The following is a 16871-nucleotide window of genomic DNA, read 5'->3' on the forward strand; positions in this document are numbered from 1 at the left end:
TTACCGGGGTTCTCCCGGTCCCGCGGGGTGAGCAACAATCAGTTTCACCTTGACGATCCGCCGCCCCCGCATCTGCATCACCACCAGGGTGATGTTGCTCTCCTCGATCTTGACCACCTCGCCGCGGCGGGGAATATGGCCCAGCCGGTCGATGACAAGGCCGCCGACACTCTCGTACGAGTCCGTCAGCGGAAGGTTGAGATCCAGATCCTCGTTGAGGTGCTCCACCCAGGCCCGTGCGTCGACCAGGTAGACACCGTCCTCGAGTTGCTGCACCTCAGGCTCCTCCTCGTCGAACTCGTCCATGATCTCGCCGACCAGTTCCTCGAGCATATCCTCGACCGTCACAATCCCGGCAAACGATCCGTACTCGTCGAGGACGACAGCCATGTGCTGCTTCTTTACCTGGAGCTCCTTTAAGAGTTCGTCGATCTTCTTGCTCTCGGGGACGAAGTAGGGTTCATACATCAGGTCCCGGATCGTCGCGCTCGTCTGCTGGCGAAAGACCGCTGAAAAGACGTCTTTCACGTTCAGGAGCCCGATGACGTTGTCGATATGCTCGTGGTAGATCGGGATCCGGGAGAACCCCGTCTCGTTGAAGGTGGCAAGCGCGCTCTCAAGCGTGCCGGCATCCTCAATCATGATGACGTCGACACGCGGGGTCATCACCTCGCGAACCGTCGTGTCCCCGAAACGCAGAACGGAGTAGAGCATGTCCCGCTCCTCCTCCTCGATCGTCCCTTCCTCCTCGCCGACGTCAATCCAGCCCTTGATCTCCTCTTCGGTGACGACCGGCTCGGCGACACCGGGCCTGAAGGCGAACTGCTGCCTGATCCGGTCAGATACCCAGAGCACCGGGAAGAGCACCCTCGAGAAGAAGAGGATGGGCCGGGCGACACGGAGCGCCAGATCCTCCATATGCCGCGAGGCATACATCTGCGGGCCGATCTCGCCGAAGACGAGCACCAGGACGGCCGCAACACCGATCGCCAGGGCGATGCCGGGAACCCCATAGAGGGATATGCCGATCGCGGTTGCGAGCGATACTGCGGCCACATTGGCAATGGTGCTCCCGATCAGGGTGGTGATCTGGATGGCATCGGTCGACCGCTTCAGCGTATCGAGAGCCTCCGCTCCCCTGCGGCCCTGGTTTAAGAGTGCATGGACTTTTGCCCGGGTGATCGAGACAAGGGCAACTTCGGAGCCTGAGAAGAAGCCCGAAAGGAACAAGCAGACAATAAAGAGAACAACTTCTATGGTGAGAATATCTACAACTACCATTTACTCCACGCCGCATCGAGCGGCTGCATCCGGTATTGATTATTTGTTGAGGTTATATGGATTATGTTGCAGGCAGATGTTATAAAACCAGCGCTTCACGAGAATATCTTCTGTAACGTTTCCAATTCACGCGCGAGAAGCACAACCTTCTCTTCGGATGAGAGTGCCCCGGGAAAGACCATATCCTCGAGTTCCAGGGTGAGGTATCCGCCGTAACTTCGGTCGGCAAGTTCCTTAAGCACCTCCTGCGCAGAAGGACTGTCATGAATGGGGTGGTGGGGACGCCCGTTCCCGCCGAGTCCGCTGACGTGGACGTTTACGATCCGTTCGATGCAGAGATCGATGAACCGGTCCACCTCGTCGCGGGAGGCCATCATGGCATGCCCCATATCGAGCGTGAACCAGAGCCACGGTTCCCGTTCGAGCACCTCGGCCGTATCCTCGGCCGTATAGAGCAGGGTATTGACCCGGGGCTCCAGGTTCTCGATAGCCACCTTCACCCGCGTCTCTTCTGCCGCCTCACGGAGCCGGGCGATGAAACCCTCAAACCGCCGGTAATCGTAGGCGCTCGGGTGCCGTTTCGCCGTCCGTCTCCCCGGGTGGACCGTGACGACGCCGGCACCCATCCGGTCGGCCATCTTTACCGCTTCGACGGCGTAATCGACGGATATCTCGGCGACCCGCGGGTTGATGGAGCAGGGGTTTAACTCAAGCGACGGGGCGTGGACGGTGATCGGCGAGAGTTCCGGGTGGTCGGCGATACACCCGACAAGTTCTTCTTCAGGAGCGCCGCGAAGCCAGAAATACGGGGTCTCGACCCAGAACTCGATGCTGTCAAGCCCGGATTCGGCAACGTAGTCGAATATATGGTCGCAGGGGTACTCGTGGAAGAACATGGTCGAGACGGCGAAACGGCCCATAACACTACTTGATATAAACCATCGGTCTAATAGATTGTGATGATGCTCGGCGGTCATGCCACCGGTCCGGAACGGTTCGGGACCCCGGTCCTCGGGGTCTCGGAGGTCTCGGGGCTTATCTGCGACCTCCTGGACGATGCCCGCCTGCACGGGATCTGGGTGCGGGGGGAGGTGACGAACTACAAGGGCCACGCCTCCGGCCACCGCTACTTCTCACTCTCCGAGGGGACCGGACGGAGTTCCGCGCTGATCAACTGCGTCATGTGGCGCACGTACGCATCGGGGCTCGGTTTCGCGCCGAAAGACGGCATGGACGTTCTTGCCTTCGGGACCGTGGAGGTCTATGAGCCGCACGGGAGGTACCAGTTCATCGTCCGGGAGCTGCTCCCCGCGGGCACCGGCGAGCGCCACCTCATGGTCGAGCGCTGGAAGCGGGAGCTTGATACCGAGGGGCTCTTTGCCCCGGAACGAAAGCGGCCTCTGCCCCTCTTCCCGCACCGGATCGGCGTGGTCACCTCCCCGACCGGTGCGGCGCTCAAGGATATCCTCTCGGTCGTCTCCCGCCGGTACCCGGCCGAGGTGGTCCTCTCCCCGACGGCCGTCCAGGGCGAGGGGGCGCATGTCGAGATCGCGGAGGCGATCCGGCGGATCGACGGTCTCGTGGACGTGATCGTCGTCGGGCGCGGCGGGGGGAGTTTCGAGGACCTCTTCCCGTTCAACCACCCGGATGTAGTAAGGGCCGTCGCCGCGTGCAGAACACCGGTGATCAGCGCCGTCGGGCACGAGGTGGACACCGCCCTCTGCGACTTCGCCGCGGACCTCCGGGCCCCGACACCGTCCGCAGCGGCGGAACGCGCCGTCCCCGACCGGGCGGAGGTTCTCCGGGAGGTCGCCGGGTCCCGGGAGAGGATGGAAGCGCTCCTCCACAGCCGTCTTGCCGCCGCGCAGAGCGAGGTCGAGGACCTCCGGGGGCGGATGCATCCCCGGCGGCTCGCACGCCGCATTAACGAGCGGATGCAGCGCCTCGCCGAGCACGAGGAACTGCTCCGGCGGGCTGCGTTCGCCCGGGTGCAGAGGGAGCGGGCGGCGCTTGCGGAAGTCCGTGCAGGCCTCGCGGGACAGAACCCGCTCGCCGTTCTCGACCGGGGCTACTGTATCGTCGAGGCCGACGGGAGGATTGCACGGAGCGCCGCGAGCCTTGCGCCGGGCGAACGGGTGGTGCTCAGGATGAAGGGCGGACGGGTGAGAGCCGCTGTCGAGGAGATAACGTATGACAGAGACGTTTGAAGAGATGCTGGAAGAACTCAGGAAGATTGTCCGGAGACTGGAAGACGGGGAGACGAGCCTTGAAGAGAGCATCGCCATCTACGAGCGGGGTGCGCTCCTCGTGAAGCAGTGCGAGGACCTCCTCAGCTCGGCCGAGATGAAACTCACGGAACTCGGCCGCGACCGGTGAACCGGTAGAACCCCGGCGGGATGCTGATCTCGAACCGCGCACCCTTCCCGGCTTCACCGGTCTCCTGTATGGTGATATCGGTGATTGCAAGGATCTCCCGGGAAAGGAAGAGCCCGAACCCGGTCTTCCGTCCAAACCCCCGGGCAAACAGCCTCCCCTTCTCGGCATCGGGGATCCCGATGCCGTCGTCCTCGTAGACGACACGGACCCCCCGATCCGACTCCTCGGGATAGATACGTATCCGGGTGACGTTCCCCCCGTGCCGGAGCGAGTTGTCGACGAGGTTTGAAAACACCCGGACGATAAGGGGATCGGCATACACCTCCAGATCGTCCGCCTGCACCTCGACGGAGACACCGCCCGGGTCGAGCCCCGCCATCGCTTCGTCGACGATCCGGGCGAGAGGCTGCCAGACCGGAGAGGCCACGCCGACGCCCTGGTACTCCCTGGTGAAGGCCATGCAGCGCTCGATACCCTGGACGGCCTCCTCTTCTTTCCGGAAATACTCCTGCAACTCCGGGTCGTCCGTCTGCTCCCGGGAGAGAGCGAGGTATCCCGAGAGCACGTTGAGCAGGTTTAGGATGTCGTGCCGGGTCACGTCCGAGAGGAGGTTGAGTTTCCGGTTTGCGAGGAGGAGCGCCTCCCGGGCCATCCGCGCATCGGTGATGTCCCGGCCCACGGATTGATACTCGACGACGGATCCCTCGTCGTTGAAGAACGCCGTATCGGTCCACTGCTGCCACCGGACCCCGCCTTCCGGCATGACGACCCGGTGTTCAACGGTCGATGCCGGGTGATCGGGGGTGAGGGAGGCGAGGTTCTGGCGGACCCGGGCCCGATCGTCGGCCAGGACGGTGGGGAGATGCCGTCGCCCGACGAGATCCTCGCAGGAGATGCCGATGCAGCGGCAGTAGGCGTCGTTTGCGAAGGTGATGGTGCCGTCGGGGAGCCAGCGGTAGATCAACTCGGTCTGGCTCTCCACGATCGCCCGGTACTCCTCTTCACTTCGCCGGAGGGCCTCCTCGGCATCGCGGCAGGCCGAGACGTCCTGGAGGTAGATGGAGATGCCGGTACGGGTGGGAACGGCACGCAGATCAAGGGTATGCTCCCTCCCGTGGAGAGTGAACCGGTACTCCCTCACATCCGGCCGGCCGGTCTCCACGACCTCGCGGAGGAACCCGGCAACCTCGTCGGTCCGGAACTCAGGGAAGAGATCGTAGATGCTCGTTCCGACGCCCTCCTCTTCCGGGCGGCCCGAGAGGCGGGCGGCCGCCGGGTTCCAGAAGGTGACACAGCCGTCCGGGTCCAGGGCGAGGAAGGCGTCGCTGATGTTCTCGGCGAGTTCCCGGTAGCGCTCCTGGCTCTCCCTGAGGGACTCTTCAACCCCTGCCTGCCCCGCTTCCCGGAACACCCAGAGGAACTCGGCCGGGGCGCCGCCGGGACCGCGCAAGGCCGCGACCGACGCCGCGGCCGGAACCGCGCTGCCGTCGGGCCGTCTGAGCAGAAACTCCTCTGCCGGAAGTTCCTCGCCACGAGCAAGGGCCGCAACTGCCGACCGGAAGGCCGGGAGGCTCTCCGGGTGGATGTGCGTATCAAGAGAGGAACCCTGCAGGCGCCCGGGAGAGAGATGGAAGAGGCTCCCTGCCTCCCGGTTCGCCTCCAGGATGACTCCCTCCGGGCCGGTGCAGATACACCCGGCCGGGAGGTGGAGAAATCGGTCGCGGTATCGCCGGTACTCAGCGTCAACGCTCCGGATGCCGGCAATCAGGGCGTCTACGAGGTCGTAGATCTCGGCAAGGTCCGACCTCTGCAGGAGCAGGGCCCCGCGGGGGTCTCCGACAGCACCCGCCCCGGGAGGGCGGAGACGACGGTCGAGGTCTTCCAGGTGTTCGAGGAGGTCTTCAAGCGCCGGGGCGAACTGTTGCATATCTCAACCCTTCCCCCGCACCGTGAATGCATAAACCTATCCCCGGCGGCATACCGGGGTGCAGGCGCGATCGGCGACCGGCCGTGATCGCGAACGCCATTCAAAACGCATATCCCGCAGAGCGGCGCACCATGCATCATGCCAGACGAGAAGGCGTGGGCGATGATAACGGTCTTCGTTCTGGGCGTCGTCGCGGCCCTGGAATTCATCGGCAGAGCCCCGGTGGAAGTGATCCTGATCGTGGGGCTCTTTGCGATCGTCCTGCTCCTCGGGATCGGCGTCCTGGTGCTCTGCGATATCCGGGACGGCATACGGGACGCCCGGTGACCGGGACCGCTCAGGAACCGTCGGGTATCTTCGCATCGAGTTCGACGACCAGGTCCTCTCCCCGCCGGAGCGCCTCGACGAACTCCCGGGGGAGGGTTGCCGCCACCCGGTCGGAGCGGACGCCCACGGTCCGGTCCGACACGAAGTCGCTGCGCCGCCAGACGAGGTCGGCGGGGTGGTCAAGGGTGAGCCCCGCGCTTCCCTTCGAGCGGACCTCGACGGTCTCGCCACCCGCGGTAAGACGGGTCGTGAGCACCGCCCGGTCGTCGGAGAGCAGCGCTTTGAGACCGGGATCGAGGTCGGCAGCACCCTTGTCGGCGGCGACGCCGATGATGCAGTCGCCGGTCACGGTCAGCGTCTCGTCTTTTGTCACCTCAAACGTCGTCGGATGGGTTGCCTGGACCAGCGGGTGCCCCCGCGCCCGCACGATATCCCTCGCCTTCATGCTTAATTAGGAGAGGGACGCTATTGCTAATGAATGATTAGCATCGTTTGCCCCGTCTGTAAAGAGGAGTGCGAACACCAGGTTCTCCGGGAAGCCGCCGAACTGGTGGTGCAGTGCAGTGAGTGCGGGCAGGTCCACCGGATACCAAAGCCCCCCGAACCCGAGATCCTTACCATCAAGGCGATCGTGAGCCGGGAGACCGAGTCGATGGTCTGCAGCGTCGAGATGCTCGACGACGAGACCGTCTCTCTCGGGGACCAGATCGCCGCGGAGTGCGGCGACGAGGTCTTCGGGGTCGAGGTCACCGGGATCGAGGTGGGAGCCAGGCGGGTCCGCCACGCAAAGGCCGGCAAGGTGACGACCCTCTGGACGCGGGGGATCGAGCAGGTCGTGGTGAAGGCCTCGATCCACACCGGGCGCACGACCCTCCCGCTCTACCAGACCGCCGAGGGCGAGGACGAGTTCGTCGTCGGGGAGACCTACACCTTCGGCGGCCGGCGGATCCGGATCTCGCACATCAAACTTCGCGACGGCCCGGTTATGCGCAAAGAAGGCTGGAAGACGGTAGCCCGGAGGGTAAAGAGGATCTACGGCTACCTTGATCGAGGGTACGACCGGCGGTAACACTCCCGCCACCATTCCCTTATTTTAAGACTTCACCCGATCCACGGTCATCGGTGCCGGGCGGTATGACCGGGGGAGTATCGGAGCCGAAATAGATCGGAGCGCCCCGACCGGGAGACCCCCTCACCGCGGCAGGGGTTCTGGCAGGTGGCGGCGGATCGCAGCCTCGAGGTCTTCGCGGTGGACGAGCCCCACCATCCGCTCCCGGACCTCGCTGCCCTCGATGATGAGGGTCGTGGGGGTCACCCGGAGGTTATACTCTTTGATATACTCCGGATTCTTCACGGCATCGATCTCCTCGATCTCGATCCCGAGATCCTGCTCCACCTCGTGAAGGATCGGGGTCTGCTCCTCGCATCCCATGCACCCTTCCTGGTAGAAACTTATCACTCTCATCGCCATGTACGGCAGAAAGCAGGGAGACTATAAAAAGTGAGGGGGTGCCGTCACCCCGTAATGCTGTTGAGCGTGACCTCGGCGCTGCCGTAGCGGTACATGATGACCAGCGTATCGGAGGTCTTATCGGTAACTTTTCCAAAGCGCAGCGCCGGAGTCTGGTTGGTCTCGTTGCCCACAGGGACGTCCGGGGAGGCCGTGAATCCGAGCGGAACCTGGTCGCCCACTTCCGTCTCTGTGAAGTTGAGGCCGATGCCGTCCGCATCCTCACGGCTCAGGTTTACCTCAAGGTCGTTTGCCCCGTAGGAGAAGGTGACGGCTCTCGTCTCCCCGGTCTGCATCCCGACGAGTCCTGCGGATATGGCGTTGGCCTCAAACCCCAGCAGGCCGAAGCCGTTGAACCCGGTGATCTCGGGGTACAAGATAGGGACAGGAGCAACGTTCTCACCCGATATCTGGGCGCCGACGGGGATCTCTATCCCGCTCGTGAGGAGGACAAGGTTCCCCTTCTCGTATTCGCTTGTAAGGAGGTTCTGGTCGGTCGTGACGAGAGGCCGCCCGTCCTCAGCGCGGATGGTGTAGCCGATCAGCGCCATGCTTCCTATATCGGCGGTCTGCTTCTTCTCAAACATCGGGGCAAGGTAGGTCCCCACCATAGCCACCGCAACCAGCAGGGCGACTCCCACATAGGCCCACTTCATCCAGGGGGTATTCTCGTCTTTCGAACTCTTCTTCTGTGTCTGTTTCATTACGGTACAATCGCCTTTTGGGAAAATAAAATAGTATCGTTCTGGAGAGGGAAGATGCCTATAAACATAGATTCATATCATTAAAGCACTACCTTAAGGTTAGCCTCGACGACCCGATCGTCGCGGGGCTATATCAGAGGATAGGAGCGATTACGATGGCAAGGATTGAACGAGGACCGTATCGCACGTTATGGCAGGACTTCGACGACCTCATGGCCGAGATGGAGGGCAGGTTCCAGTCCCTGCTCGGCGGGATCGGCTCACGGGGAGAAGAGGTCAGGGGCCGGGTCGTCCCGGCAGTCCGTGATTTCCGCGTGGATGTCCGGGACCACGAGGACGAGGTGATCGTCGTCGCCGATCTGCCCGGCGTAGAAAAGGAGAACGTCGTTGTCCGGCTCATCGACCCCCAGCACCTGGAGATCGTCAGCATGCGAACAGGTGAGACCGAGGAGGAGACCAGGGATTTCTTCATGCGGGAGCGGGTCTACGGCCAGATGAGCCGGACGGTCCTCCTCCCCGCCGAGGTGACCGAGGAGAACGCCGGTGCGTCGTTCAAGAACGGTGTTCTCGAGGTCCGGCTGAAGAAAGCGCCGACCGAGACCGGGACCACAATCCCCATAGAGTAACCTTTTTTTCGTGCCTTTGCCAATTTGAACCGAACAATTCATGTTGAGCCAGCGTGACACTACCATGATGGATAAAAAGCGGGTCAAGGACTACATGACCTACGACGTCGTCACCGTCAGCGCCCACGGGACGGTCAGGGATGTCATTGAAACCATAAAGAAGACACACCATGACGGGTTCCCGGTTGTGGAGAACTCAAAGGAAGTGGTAGGCTACATATCGGCGCGGGACCTTCTCTTTGCCCATCCGTCAACACCCATAGACCAGGTGATGTCCCGCCACCTCATCGTCGCCGACCCGGATATGAGCGTGAACGACGCGGCCCGCGTCATCTTCCGTTCCGGTATCCAGAAACTCCCGGTCGTCGACGAGAATAACGCCCTCATCGGGATCATATCGAACGCCGACGTCATCAGGTCCCAGATCGAGCACGTCTCGCCGGAGAAGGTCTTCAAGTTCATCGAGACCCTCAAGAAACTCTACGGGGTCGAACCGACGCTGAAGCGGGGCTCGGTCCCGATCAACGACCTCCTGCCCACCCAGTCGAAGATCTACGAGGATGAACTCGAAGGGCGGATGTATGAGATCAAGAAAGGGCTTGCCGAACCCCTGATCGTGGTCCGGCGGCCGGGCCGCTGGATCCTGGTCGACGGGCACCACCGGGCGATCGCGGCAAAGAGGCTCGGGATCACGAACCTCGACGCCTACATCATCGAGGTCCGGGAGAATATAGAGTTGGGGATGGAGCGGACGGCCCGGACGCTGAACTTAAAGACGCTCGACGACATCAAGGTCCTCGATTACGCCCGCCATCCCCTGGTCGCGCTGACGCACCGGCTTGTGCGGCACGGTTAGGACCCTTCGGTCCGGGTATCGTAGTCCTCGTTTAAGACGTGCTCTTTGACGACCGTCCCCTCCGGGATGATCACCTCCGGCCAGAGCCGGGTCCCGGAGTGGACGACGACGCCGCTCTTTAACACCGCATGCGGCCCGATGACGGTGTCATGCTCGATGTTGCACCCGCTGCCGATGAGCGTATCGTTGTCGATGATGCTCCCGCTGATGGTGGTGTCCCGCCCGATCACCACCCGGTTGTAGATGGACGAGGAGAAGATCTTCGCACTGTTCTTGATGATGCACCCCTCCCCGATGCTTGTGTACGGCCCGATCACGACGTTCTCCTCGATGATCGTCCCGGCGCCGATCGAGACCGGCCCGATCACCCGGGAGTTCGCCGCAACCGAGACGCAGCTCCCTATCTGTGCGGGACCGAGGATTCGGGCGCCCTTGATGTAGAGGTCGCCGGAGATGTTCGTGAACCCGATATCCTGCAGTTTCCAGCGTTCCGCCTCCCGTAGCGACCTCGGGCTCCCCACATCGGACCAGTTCCCGCGGGCAAGCCAGGCTTTTAAGGCGTAGCCCTCCTCCATCAGTTCGGGGAAGAGGTTGCGGGCGAAGTCGAACTTCTCGCCGGTCGGGATATGGTCGAATATATCGGGGTCGCAGACGTACATCCCGGTGCTTGCAAGGTTCGAGAAGATCTCGCCCGGGCTCGGCTTCTCCTTGAACCTCTTAATCTGGTAATTCGCATCAATCTCGGCGATCCCGTACTCGGTGGGGTCGTCGATGCTGATGAGCCCGATGGTGGTGATCGAGTCGTTATTGAGGTGCTCGCGGTAGAACTCAAGCAGGTTCAGGCCCACCACATGGTCACCGCCCACGACCAGGAACGGCTGTTCTTCAAGGTATTTCTGGGCGTTCTTGACACTCCCCGCCGTCCCGAGTTTCGTCTTCTCGTGGACGTAGGTGACGTTGACCCCGAAAAGCGACCCGTCCCCGAGCGCCGCCTCGATGGCCTCGCTCATGTAGCCGAGCGTGATCACCACGTCGTTGAATCCCAGGTTTGCGAGGTGTGAGACGAGGTGCTGGATCGAGGGTTTGTTGACGATTGGAATACACGGCTTGGGACGCCCGAATGTGAGGGGGCGGAGCCGTGTGCCCTCCCCTCCGCACATTATACACACCTTCATGCCACTCCATTGTATGCGTATCGATTTAACCCTTGGGGCTCCTGTTCCCAACCTTTATCCTTTATTGCGCAAAGAATCTACAGGAATGACGGCGTTTGAATGCACTCTCTGCGGGAAGTGCTGCATGCACGCGGGCGGCGAGCTCATCGAGGTCGAGAAGAGGCTCACCAGCCGCGACTTCCTCTGCCGGCAGAAGATCATCGGCGGCACGTTCCGCGCCCGGATTGAGGAGCGGTTCCTCGACGCCTTCAGGGACGCCTCCGAGAACAAAGCGCACCCCTCCTGGTGCCCGTTCCTGCGGGGTCTCCCGGGGGAGGAGGGAAAGTATGTCTGCACCATCCATAACAGCCGTCCGCTGATCTGCCGATCCTATACCTGCTGTGCCATGCGGATCTTCGGCCCCGACGGGCGGGAGGTCGGGAAGGTGAAAGGGAGGAGGAGCCTCGATACCGGGGACGCGGCCCTTCGCCGGTGCTGGGATGAATCGATTGCGCCGCTCACGACCGACGACGATATCGTCTGGCGGACCGAGGTTACCGGAACGCTCGAACGTGCCGGTTACCGGGTCGAGGCCTATGAGTGAGCCCCGGCGCCTTCCGGTCGTCGGGGGCCGGGTGCAATGCACGCCAAAAGAGCCGGTATCCCTCGACCGGTGCAGGTTCTGTGTTCATTCCGCCCGTGTCGTGGTCAACGGAAGAGAGATGCCGTCACCGGCACGGGCCTACTGCACCCGGTGCCGGGAGACGCCTGATCTCGATATGGCGAAGGTCGAGGCGATCCTCTGCGACGATCTCGCCGGGGAAGGGTTCCGGAGCATCACCAATATCATCAGTTAAGAGACCTACCTTCGCCAGAACTCCCAGGGACGCTTGGTCTGGAACGGAACGCCTTTCGCCTCCCTGCTCCAGTCGGCCTCGATCGTGTGGTGGACCAGCCGGACCTCGTTTCGGAGTTCGGTGAGGACCGTCTTGACGTCCTCGACCTCACGCAGGAGCCGGTTCAGATCCTCAAACGAGCGGTGCTGCCGTACGGTCATCTTCCCGTTCTCCTTCCGGCAGGCAAGCCCGGTCTCGATCAGTTCAAGAATCGCCTCGTTCCGGTCGAACGCGTGATCCCTGGCAAATTGATCGATCTGATCCATCAGGTCGGGATCGAGCGCAAACGAACATCTCATCACCATAGGTTATCTGCTCAGAATATTGTATCTGCTGAATATAGTGCCTCCGGTTCAGGCCGTCACGACGCAAATCTGCGACGATTCTCAAATCCTCATCGATACCGCCGTATACCGTCAGAGCAGCGGGGGAACGGCATCCGCTCCCGTTCTAACCATCATCTGCCTGTAAAAAGAGATTTTCCCGGGTTCTCTATAAAGACCCGGGTCAACTGATATTTTCCATGTTGTATCCTTTCTGGGCGAGCAGGTCTTTGACCCGTTCGCGATGGTTGCCCTGCAGCTCGATCGAGGAGTCCTTGACCGTGCCGCCACAGGCCAGCTTCGCTTTCAGGAACTTCGAGAGATCTTCGAGGTCGATATCGTAGGGGTCGAGGCCTTCGATGACCGTGACTTCCTTGCCATACCGCCGCTTGTTAATCTTTACGCTGATTCTCTGCTGCTCTTTAGCAACTTCTTCACAGATACACAGTTCCTTTGGCAGTCCGCAGGTCGGACATATCCCACCGTTCATTGCATGTACCTTTCAGCTCTCGTTATATATTAGTTGGCATGTCACCCGTCAATCTGACAGACGTCGCAGCCCTGCGAGAGTACCTGGTCCGGCCGGCTCCGGTAGCGGTAGATGGTGATCCCCTTGCACCCGAGGTCGTGGGCGAGAGAGAAGACACGAGCGATATCGTCGACCGTCGCACTTTCGGGGAGGTTCACGGTCTTTGAGACGGCGTTGTCCACATGCTTCTGGAAGGCGGCCTGCATCCGGACATGGTGCTCCGGTGCGATCTCAAGAGCCGTCTTGAAGAGGTCCCGGGCATGGTCATCCAGGGGGAGGCCGGCAACGGTCCCGTATCGCCGGACGTGGTCCGCAACGTCCCTCCCGCCGGCAGTCTTCGGCAGAAATTCCAGGACGAGGTCGCTTGTGATCCTGACCGGCTGCCCGTCGATCGTCCGGTTGTAGGCAAACGAGAAGACCGGCTCGATCCCGCTCGTCGTCCCGGCGATGAGGTGGATCGAGCCGGTGGGGGCGATGGTGGTGACGGTGGCGTTCCGCATCTCGCCCGAGAAGATAGAGCCCTCGATCGCCGGAAACGACCCCAGCTCCTCCCCGAGCTCCTCCGACCGCTCCCGGGCCCGGGCCTCGATACGCTCCATCAGGCTCCCGGCGAAACGCAGCGCCTCCTCTGATTCGTAGGGTATCCCGAGGCGTATGAGTGCCTCGCTAAATCCCATGACCCCGAGGCCGATCTTTCGGGTTGCAAGGGTCTTCTCCCGGATCTCGGGGAGAGGGAAGCGGTTCACGTCGATGACCGCATCGAGGAAGTCGACACCGCACCGGACGGTTGCTTCGAGCAGGTCCATGTCGAGGTCGTTTTTGCGGACGCACCGGGCAAGGTTGACGCTTCCTAAGTTACAGCTCTCGTAGGGGTAGAGCGGCTGTTCCCCGCAGGGGTTGGTCGCCTCGATGGGGCCAAGGTGCGGGGTGGTGCTCCGCCGGTTGATCTCGTCGAGGAAGAGCATCCCCGGCTCGCCGGAGTCCCGGGCGGAGGCGGCGATGAGGTGCCAGAGCGACCGGGGATCGATGCTCCGCGGGACGCTGCCGTCACGGGGGTTCGTGAGGTCGTACTCGCGGCCCGTCGCAAGGCAGCGGAGGAACTTCTCGTCGATCCCGACCGAGATGTTGAAGTTCGAGAGGCCTCCCCCCTGTTTTGCGGTGACGAACTCCTCGATATCAGGGTGGGAGGCCGCAAGCACCCCCATATTCGCCCCTCTCCGCCGGCCTCCCTGCCGGACGGCATCGGTTGCCGCATCAAAGACCCGCATGAACGAGACCGGCCCGGTTGCAGCCCCCATCGTCCCGTTGACGATATCCCCGCGGGGCCGGATGCGGGAGAACGAGAACCCGGTCCCGCCCCCGGACCTGTGGACGAGCGCCATCCGGGTGAGGCTTCCGAAGATCCCCTCAAGGGTATCCTCGATCGGCAGGACGAAGCAGGCCGAGAGCTGCCCGGCGGGAGTGCCTGCGTTCATCAGGGTCGGAGAGTTCGGGAGGAAGAGGAGGCTTTTGAGGAGCGAGAAGAACTCGCGGGACCTTCTCGAACCGCCCACGGCGCCGGCGACCCGGGAGAAGAGGCCCCCGGGGGTCTCGCCGGGGAGGAGGTAGCGGCGTTCCAGGAGGAGGCGGCCTTGCGGGGAGAGCTCCATACGATACACCATGAAACCCCGCCCTTAATAATCCGTCGTGCCCAACTCTTCTGCCGGCAATGTCTCTTATCGTGCTCGGAACTGCATCCCACGTGGGCAAGAGCCTGACGGTCGCGGCGCTCTGCCGTGCCCTTTACCGGCGGGGAATCCCTGTTGCACCGTTTAAATCCCAGAACATGAGCCTCAACTCCTACGTCACCGCCGACGGGAGCGAGATCGGGATTGCCCAGGCCGTCCAGGCCTTCGCGGCCGGAGTCGAGCCGGAAGCCGATATGAACCCGGTCCTCTTGAAGCCAAAGGGGGACCAGACCTCGCAGGTGGTGCTCCTCGGCCGGCCATATAAGGATGTGCAGATCCGGGACTACTATGCCGAGACGGATATGCTTCTTGCCGAGGCTGTTGCCGCGTTCGAGCGGCTAAAGAGACGCTTTCGGCACGTGGTGGTCGAAGGGGCCGGCGGAGCGGCGGAGGTCAACCTCTACGATCGCGATATCGCCAACATACGCCTCGCCCGGGCCCTCCGCCTCCCGATCGTCCTGGTCGCGGATATCGAACGGGGCGGGGTCTTCGCCCAGGTCTACGGGACGCTTGCCCTCCTCCCGGAGGATATCCGCCCGCTCGTAGCCGGGGTCATCGTCAACAAGTTCCGGGGGGATCCGGGGCTCTTTGTATCGGGCGTCTCAAAACTCGAGGAACTCACGGGTGTCCGGGTGCTCGGGGTGGTGCCTTACGCCGACATCCCCCTCCCGAGCGAGGACTCGCTCTCGATCGCCGACAAGGGGCACCGGAAGACCGGAACACCGGTCAGGATCGCCGTCGTCCGCCTCCCCAGGATATCGAACTTCACCGACTTCGAGCTCCTCGAACAGCACGCCGCGGTGGACTATGTCCCTCCGGGAAGACCGCTCGCGGGCTACGACTGCATCATCCTTCCCGGGACGAAGAACACCGTGGAGGACCTCGCGGCCCTCAACCGTGCCGGGACGGGTGAGGAACTCCGGCTCGCCCGCGAGAGGGGGGTCCCGATCATCGGGATCTGCGGCGGTTACCAGATGCTCGGGCGCCGGATCGTTGACGCCGGCATCGAGTCGGAATCCCCCGCGGAACACCCGGGGTTCGGGCTCCTTGACGTCGTGACGGCCTTTACCGGCTACCGGAAGACGACGGTGCAGGTCCGGCGCCGGGCAACCGGGCCAGGCCCCATCCTCCCGGCGATGGGGGAGGTGGAGGGCTACGAGATCCACATGGGCGAGACGGAGCGAGGAGATCTCCCCGAGGCGTTCGCCGGGGAGGGGGCGGCGAGCCCCGACGGCATGGTCTTCGGGACCTACATGCACGGCCTCTTCCAGAACCCCGGAGCGGCAAACGCCCTCCTCGCCTACCTCTCGGAGCGGCGGGGGGTGCCGTTTGAGCCGGTGGCGACGGAGAGCGGCGCTCTCGGGGTCGCGGCGGCCTACGACGACCTGGCCCGGCACTTCGAGGAGCATGTGGATATGGAGGCTATTCTGGAGTTTTTTATGGCGAGGGACGAAACGTCCAGAGCATGAGCACCGTCCCGGTGCTCAAACTCCGGATGCTCCATCCGTCGCGTTTCGCGTGCGGCCCTCCCCGAATACCTGCCGCCCGGCTTTTCACAAAAAAGAAACCCCGTCCCGGCCCTTATATGAAGAACCGGAACGCAATCCAGGCGATCAGAACCATGACAGCGGCATACTTCAGCCCCCCGAGCACCCGGCCCTCCCCCATGACGCCTGCCCCGAGCCCGGAGAAGAACCCCTGGATCAGTGCGGCGTGAGAGAAGAGCCGGTTGTAGAGGAAGAGGTCCACGGTCCCCATGAACGTCTGGCTCGATCCCGACGCCGCAACCGCCGCCCCCGCCTCCGCCATCGTGGTCAGGAAGGTGCTTGAGAGCACCCCTATGACGAAGAGGAAGACAAAGAACGACATGACGATGATGATCATGTAGATCATCATACCGTTCCGCCGCTCCGACTTCAGGTTGAAGAACTCGTAGGCGTCGTGGGCCGCAGCCCGCAGAACCTCGCTCACGTCGCCGCCGGCCGAACTCGCATGGGCGATCAGGTCGACGCTCCGCTCGGTGAGCGGGGTGTTCACGGCCTTCCCGAACCGGCGGATGGCCTCCACGAACGGGACGCCCCAGGACATCTCGGTATCGAGTTTGCGGATGTGCGGGGTGAGCGCCCCGTACTCGCCCTCCGAGACGATATGGATGGCGTGCGGGAGCGTCATGCCCGAATCGTTCATCCCGGCCACGTCGCGGAAGAAGTTCGGAAGGGCGGCCTCGATGCTCGACACACGCAGTGTCTCCTTAAGATCGAGGATCGCAAGCGGCACGATGGCGATGAGGAGCGAGAAGACAAAGATATCGTCGATCATCGTCGTCGTGAAGAGGACCCCGACGCCGTAGGAGAGGACCAGGCTCATAAACCCGCCGATGAGGAGGAGGAGTGCGACCGGGACGGAGATGAAGAGGACGGTGACGGGCTCCTCGATCATCACCCGGAGCGGGTGCTTGAGGAACCGGTAAAACCCTTCCTGATACTTCCGCCAGTTCTCAATCCGCCCGAAGATCTCCTGCTCCTGCTCCTCGAACGTCCCGGGTCCCGGGGCATCCGCCACCGCCCTTTCTCGCGGCCGGACCGGGTCCGGCAACCGGTTCAGAAAGTCGTCGACAATCTCTTTGAATCCCATA

At 62.8% G+C, this 16871-nt stretch carries 20 protein-coding genes; 9 read left to right on the plus strand and 11 right to left on the minus strand.

The genetic code is table 11. The features are described from left to right. Together QZ650_RS03610 and QZ650_RS03615 are read right to left on the minus strand one after the other, a co-directional pair. Complete coding sequence (locus QZ650_RS03610; RefSeq protein ID WP_292517235.1) at positions 1 to 1281, minus strand: hemolysin family protein; 1281 nt, start codon at positions 1279 to 1281, stop codon at positions 1 to 3. 95 nt (positions 1282 to 1376) lie between these two features. After that, the gene (locus QZ650_RS03615; RefSeq protein WP_292517237.1) at positions 1377 to 2201 is read right to left on the minus strand and encodes a sugar phosphate isomerase/epimerase; all 825 of its coding nucleotides are present in this window, start codon (positions 2199 to 2201) and stop codon (positions 1377 to 1379) included. A gap of 39 nt (positions 2202 to 2240) precedes the next feature. On the opposite strand from QZ650_RS03615, the gene xseA reads away from it, so the two are divergent. After that, on the plus strand, positions 2241 to 3488 hold the full coding sequence (gene xseA / locus QZ650_RS03620; RefSeq protein WP_366830367.1) for an exodeoxyribonuclease VII large subunit: 1248 nt from the start codon (positions 2241 to 2243) through the stop codon (positions 3486 to 3488). Further along, a complete protein-coding gene (gene xseB, locus QZ650_RS03625) occupies positions 3472 to 3657 on the plus strand; it encodes an exodeoxyribonuclease VII small subunit (RefSeq protein ID WP_292517239.1) in 186 nt (61 codons plus the stop codon). The genes xseA and xseB overlap by 17 nt, the downstream gene beginning before the upstream one ends. On the opposite strand, the gene QZ650_RS03630 is transcribed toward xseB, so the two are convergent. After that, a complete protein-coding gene (locus QZ650_RS03630; protein ID WP_292517242.1) occupies positions 3632 to 5584 on the minus strand; it encodes a PAS domain S-box protein in 1953 nt (650 codons plus the stop codon). The two genes, xseB and QZ650_RS03630, sit on opposite strands and share 26 nt — an antisense overlap. Positions 5585 to 5722: 138 nt before the next feature. Between QZ650_RS03630 and QZ650_RS03635 the strand changes: the two genes are divergently transcribed. Then, positions 5723 to 5911 carry a hypothetical protein gene (locus QZ650_RS03635; RefSeq protein WP_292517245.1) on the plus strand — a complete coding sequence of 63 codons (189 nt, stop codon included), beginning with the start codon at positions 5723 to 5725 and terminating at the stop codon, positions 5909 to 5911. Positions 5912 to 5921: 10 nt separating this feature from the next. On the opposite strand, the gene QZ650_RS03640 is transcribed toward QZ650_RS03635, so the two are convergent. Next, on the minus strand, positions 5922 to 6356 hold the full coding sequence (locus tag QZ650_RS03640) for a DUF371 domain-containing protein (protein WP_292517249.1): 435 nt from the start codon (positions 6354 to 6356) through the stop codon (positions 5922 to 5924). 33 nt (positions 6357 to 6389) lie between these two features. Between QZ650_RS03640 and QZ650_RS03645 the strand changes: the two genes are divergently transcribed. Further along, entirely contained in the window at positions 6390 to 6980 is a 591-nt protein-coding gene (locus QZ650_RS03645; protein WP_292517251.1) for an HVO_0476 family zinc finger protein, read from the plus strand. A gap of 123 nt (positions 6981 to 7103) precedes the next feature. Here QZ650_RS03645 and QZ650_RS03650 read toward each other — a convergent pair whose 3' ends face one another. Further along, positions 7104 to 7376, minus strand: a complete 273-nt coding sequence (locus QZ650_RS03650; RefSeq protein ID WP_292517254.1) for a thioredoxin family protein — start codon at positions 7374 to 7376, stop codon at positions 7104 to 7106. A gap of 50 nt (positions 7377 to 7426) precedes the next feature. Further along, positions 7427 to 8125 carry a hypothetical protein gene (locus tag QZ650_RS03655; protein WP_292517256.1) on the minus strand — a complete coding sequence of 233 codons (699 nt, stop codon included), beginning with the start codon at positions 8123 to 8125 and terminating at the stop codon, positions 7427 to 7429. 155 nt (positions 8126 to 8280) lie between these two features. Between QZ650_RS03655 and QZ650_RS03660 the strand changes: the two genes are divergently transcribed. Together QZ650_RS03660 and QZ650_RS03665 are read left to right on the plus strand one after the other, a co-directional pair. Next, positions 8281 to 8751: an Hsp20/alpha crystallin family protein gene (locus QZ650_RS03660; protein ID WP_292517258.1), complete on the plus strand. Its 471-nt coding sequence runs from the start codon at positions 8281 to 8283 to the stop codon at positions 8749 to 8751. A 67-nt stretch (positions 8752 to 8818) separates the two neighbouring features. Next, entirely contained in the window at positions 8819 to 9607 is a 789-nt protein-coding gene (locus QZ650_RS03665) for a CBS domain-containing protein (RefSeq protein WP_292517425.1), read from the plus strand. Here the strand turns inward: QZ650_RS03665 and QZ650_RS03670 are convergent. Beyond that, the gene (locus QZ650_RS03670; protein ID WP_292517262.1) at positions 9604 to 10782 is read right to left on the minus strand and encodes an NDP-sugar synthase; all 1179 of its coding nucleotides are present in this window, start codon (positions 10780 to 10782) and stop codon (positions 9604 to 9606) included. The genes QZ650_RS03665 and QZ650_RS03670 overlap by 4 nt on opposite strands. An 85-nt stretch (positions 10783 to 10867) precedes the next feature. On the opposite strand from QZ650_RS03670, the gene QZ650_RS03675 reads away from it, so the two are divergent. Beyond that, on the plus strand, positions 10868 to 11365 hold the full coding sequence (locus QZ650_RS03675; protein ID WP_292517265.1) for a YkgJ family cysteine cluster protein: 498 nt from the start codon (positions 10868 to 10870) through the stop codon (positions 11363 to 11365). Then, complete coding sequence (locus tag QZ650_RS03680) at positions 11358 to 11618, plus strand: hypothetical protein (protein WP_292517268.1); 261 nt, start codon at positions 11358 to 11360, stop codon at positions 11616 to 11618. The genes QZ650_RS03675 and QZ650_RS03680 overlap by 8 nt, the downstream gene beginning before the upstream one ends. A gap of 5 nt (positions 11619 to 11623) precedes the next feature. Here QZ650_RS03680 and QZ650_RS03685 read toward each other — a convergent pair whose 3' ends face one another. The 3 genes from QZ650_RS03685 to QZ650_RS03695 form a co-directional block, all read right to left on the minus strand. Beyond that, positions 11624 to 11962: a type II secretion system protein E gene (locus QZ650_RS03685; RefSeq protein WP_292517271.1), complete on the minus strand. Its 339-nt coding sequence runs from the start codon at positions 11960 to 11962 to the stop codon at positions 11624 to 11626. Between the two features lie 202 nt (positions 11963 to 12164). Continuing rightward, positions 12165 to 12470, minus strand: coding sequence for a stress response translation initiation inhibitor YciH (gene yciH, locus QZ650_RS03690; RefSeq protein WP_209730510.1), 306 nt, complete (start codon positions 12468 to 12470; stop codon positions 12165 to 12167). Between the two features lie 41 nt (positions 12471 to 12511). After that, the gene (locus QZ650_RS03695; RefSeq protein WP_292517274.1) at positions 12512 to 14158 is read right to left on the minus strand and encodes an adenosylcobalamin-dependent ribonucleoside-diphosphate reductase; all 1647 of its coding nucleotides are present in this window, start codon (positions 14156 to 14158) and stop codon (positions 12512 to 12514) included. Between the two features lie 59 nt (positions 14159 to 14217). Between QZ650_RS03695 and QZ650_RS03700 the strand changes: the two genes are divergently transcribed. Next, positions 14218 to 15705: a cobyric acid synthase gene (locus QZ650_RS03700; protein WP_292517276.1), complete on the plus strand. Its 1488-nt coding sequence runs from the start codon at positions 14218 to 14220 to the stop codon at positions 15703 to 15705. A gap of 112 nt (positions 15706 to 15817) precedes the next feature. Here QZ650_RS03700 and QZ650_RS03705 read toward each other — a convergent pair whose 3' ends face one another. Then, positions 15818 to 16870, minus strand: coding sequence for a type II secretion system F family protein (locus QZ650_RS03705; RefSeq protein WP_292517280.1), 1053 nt, complete (start codon positions 16868 to 16870; stop codon positions 15818 to 15820). Between the last annotated feature and the right edge of the window lies 1 nt (position 16871).

Origin of the sequence: Methanoculleus sp., assembly GCF_020696975.1 — an archaeon.
GTDB lineage: Archaea > Halobacteriota > Methanomicrobia > Methanomicrobiales > Methanoculleaceae > Methanoculleus.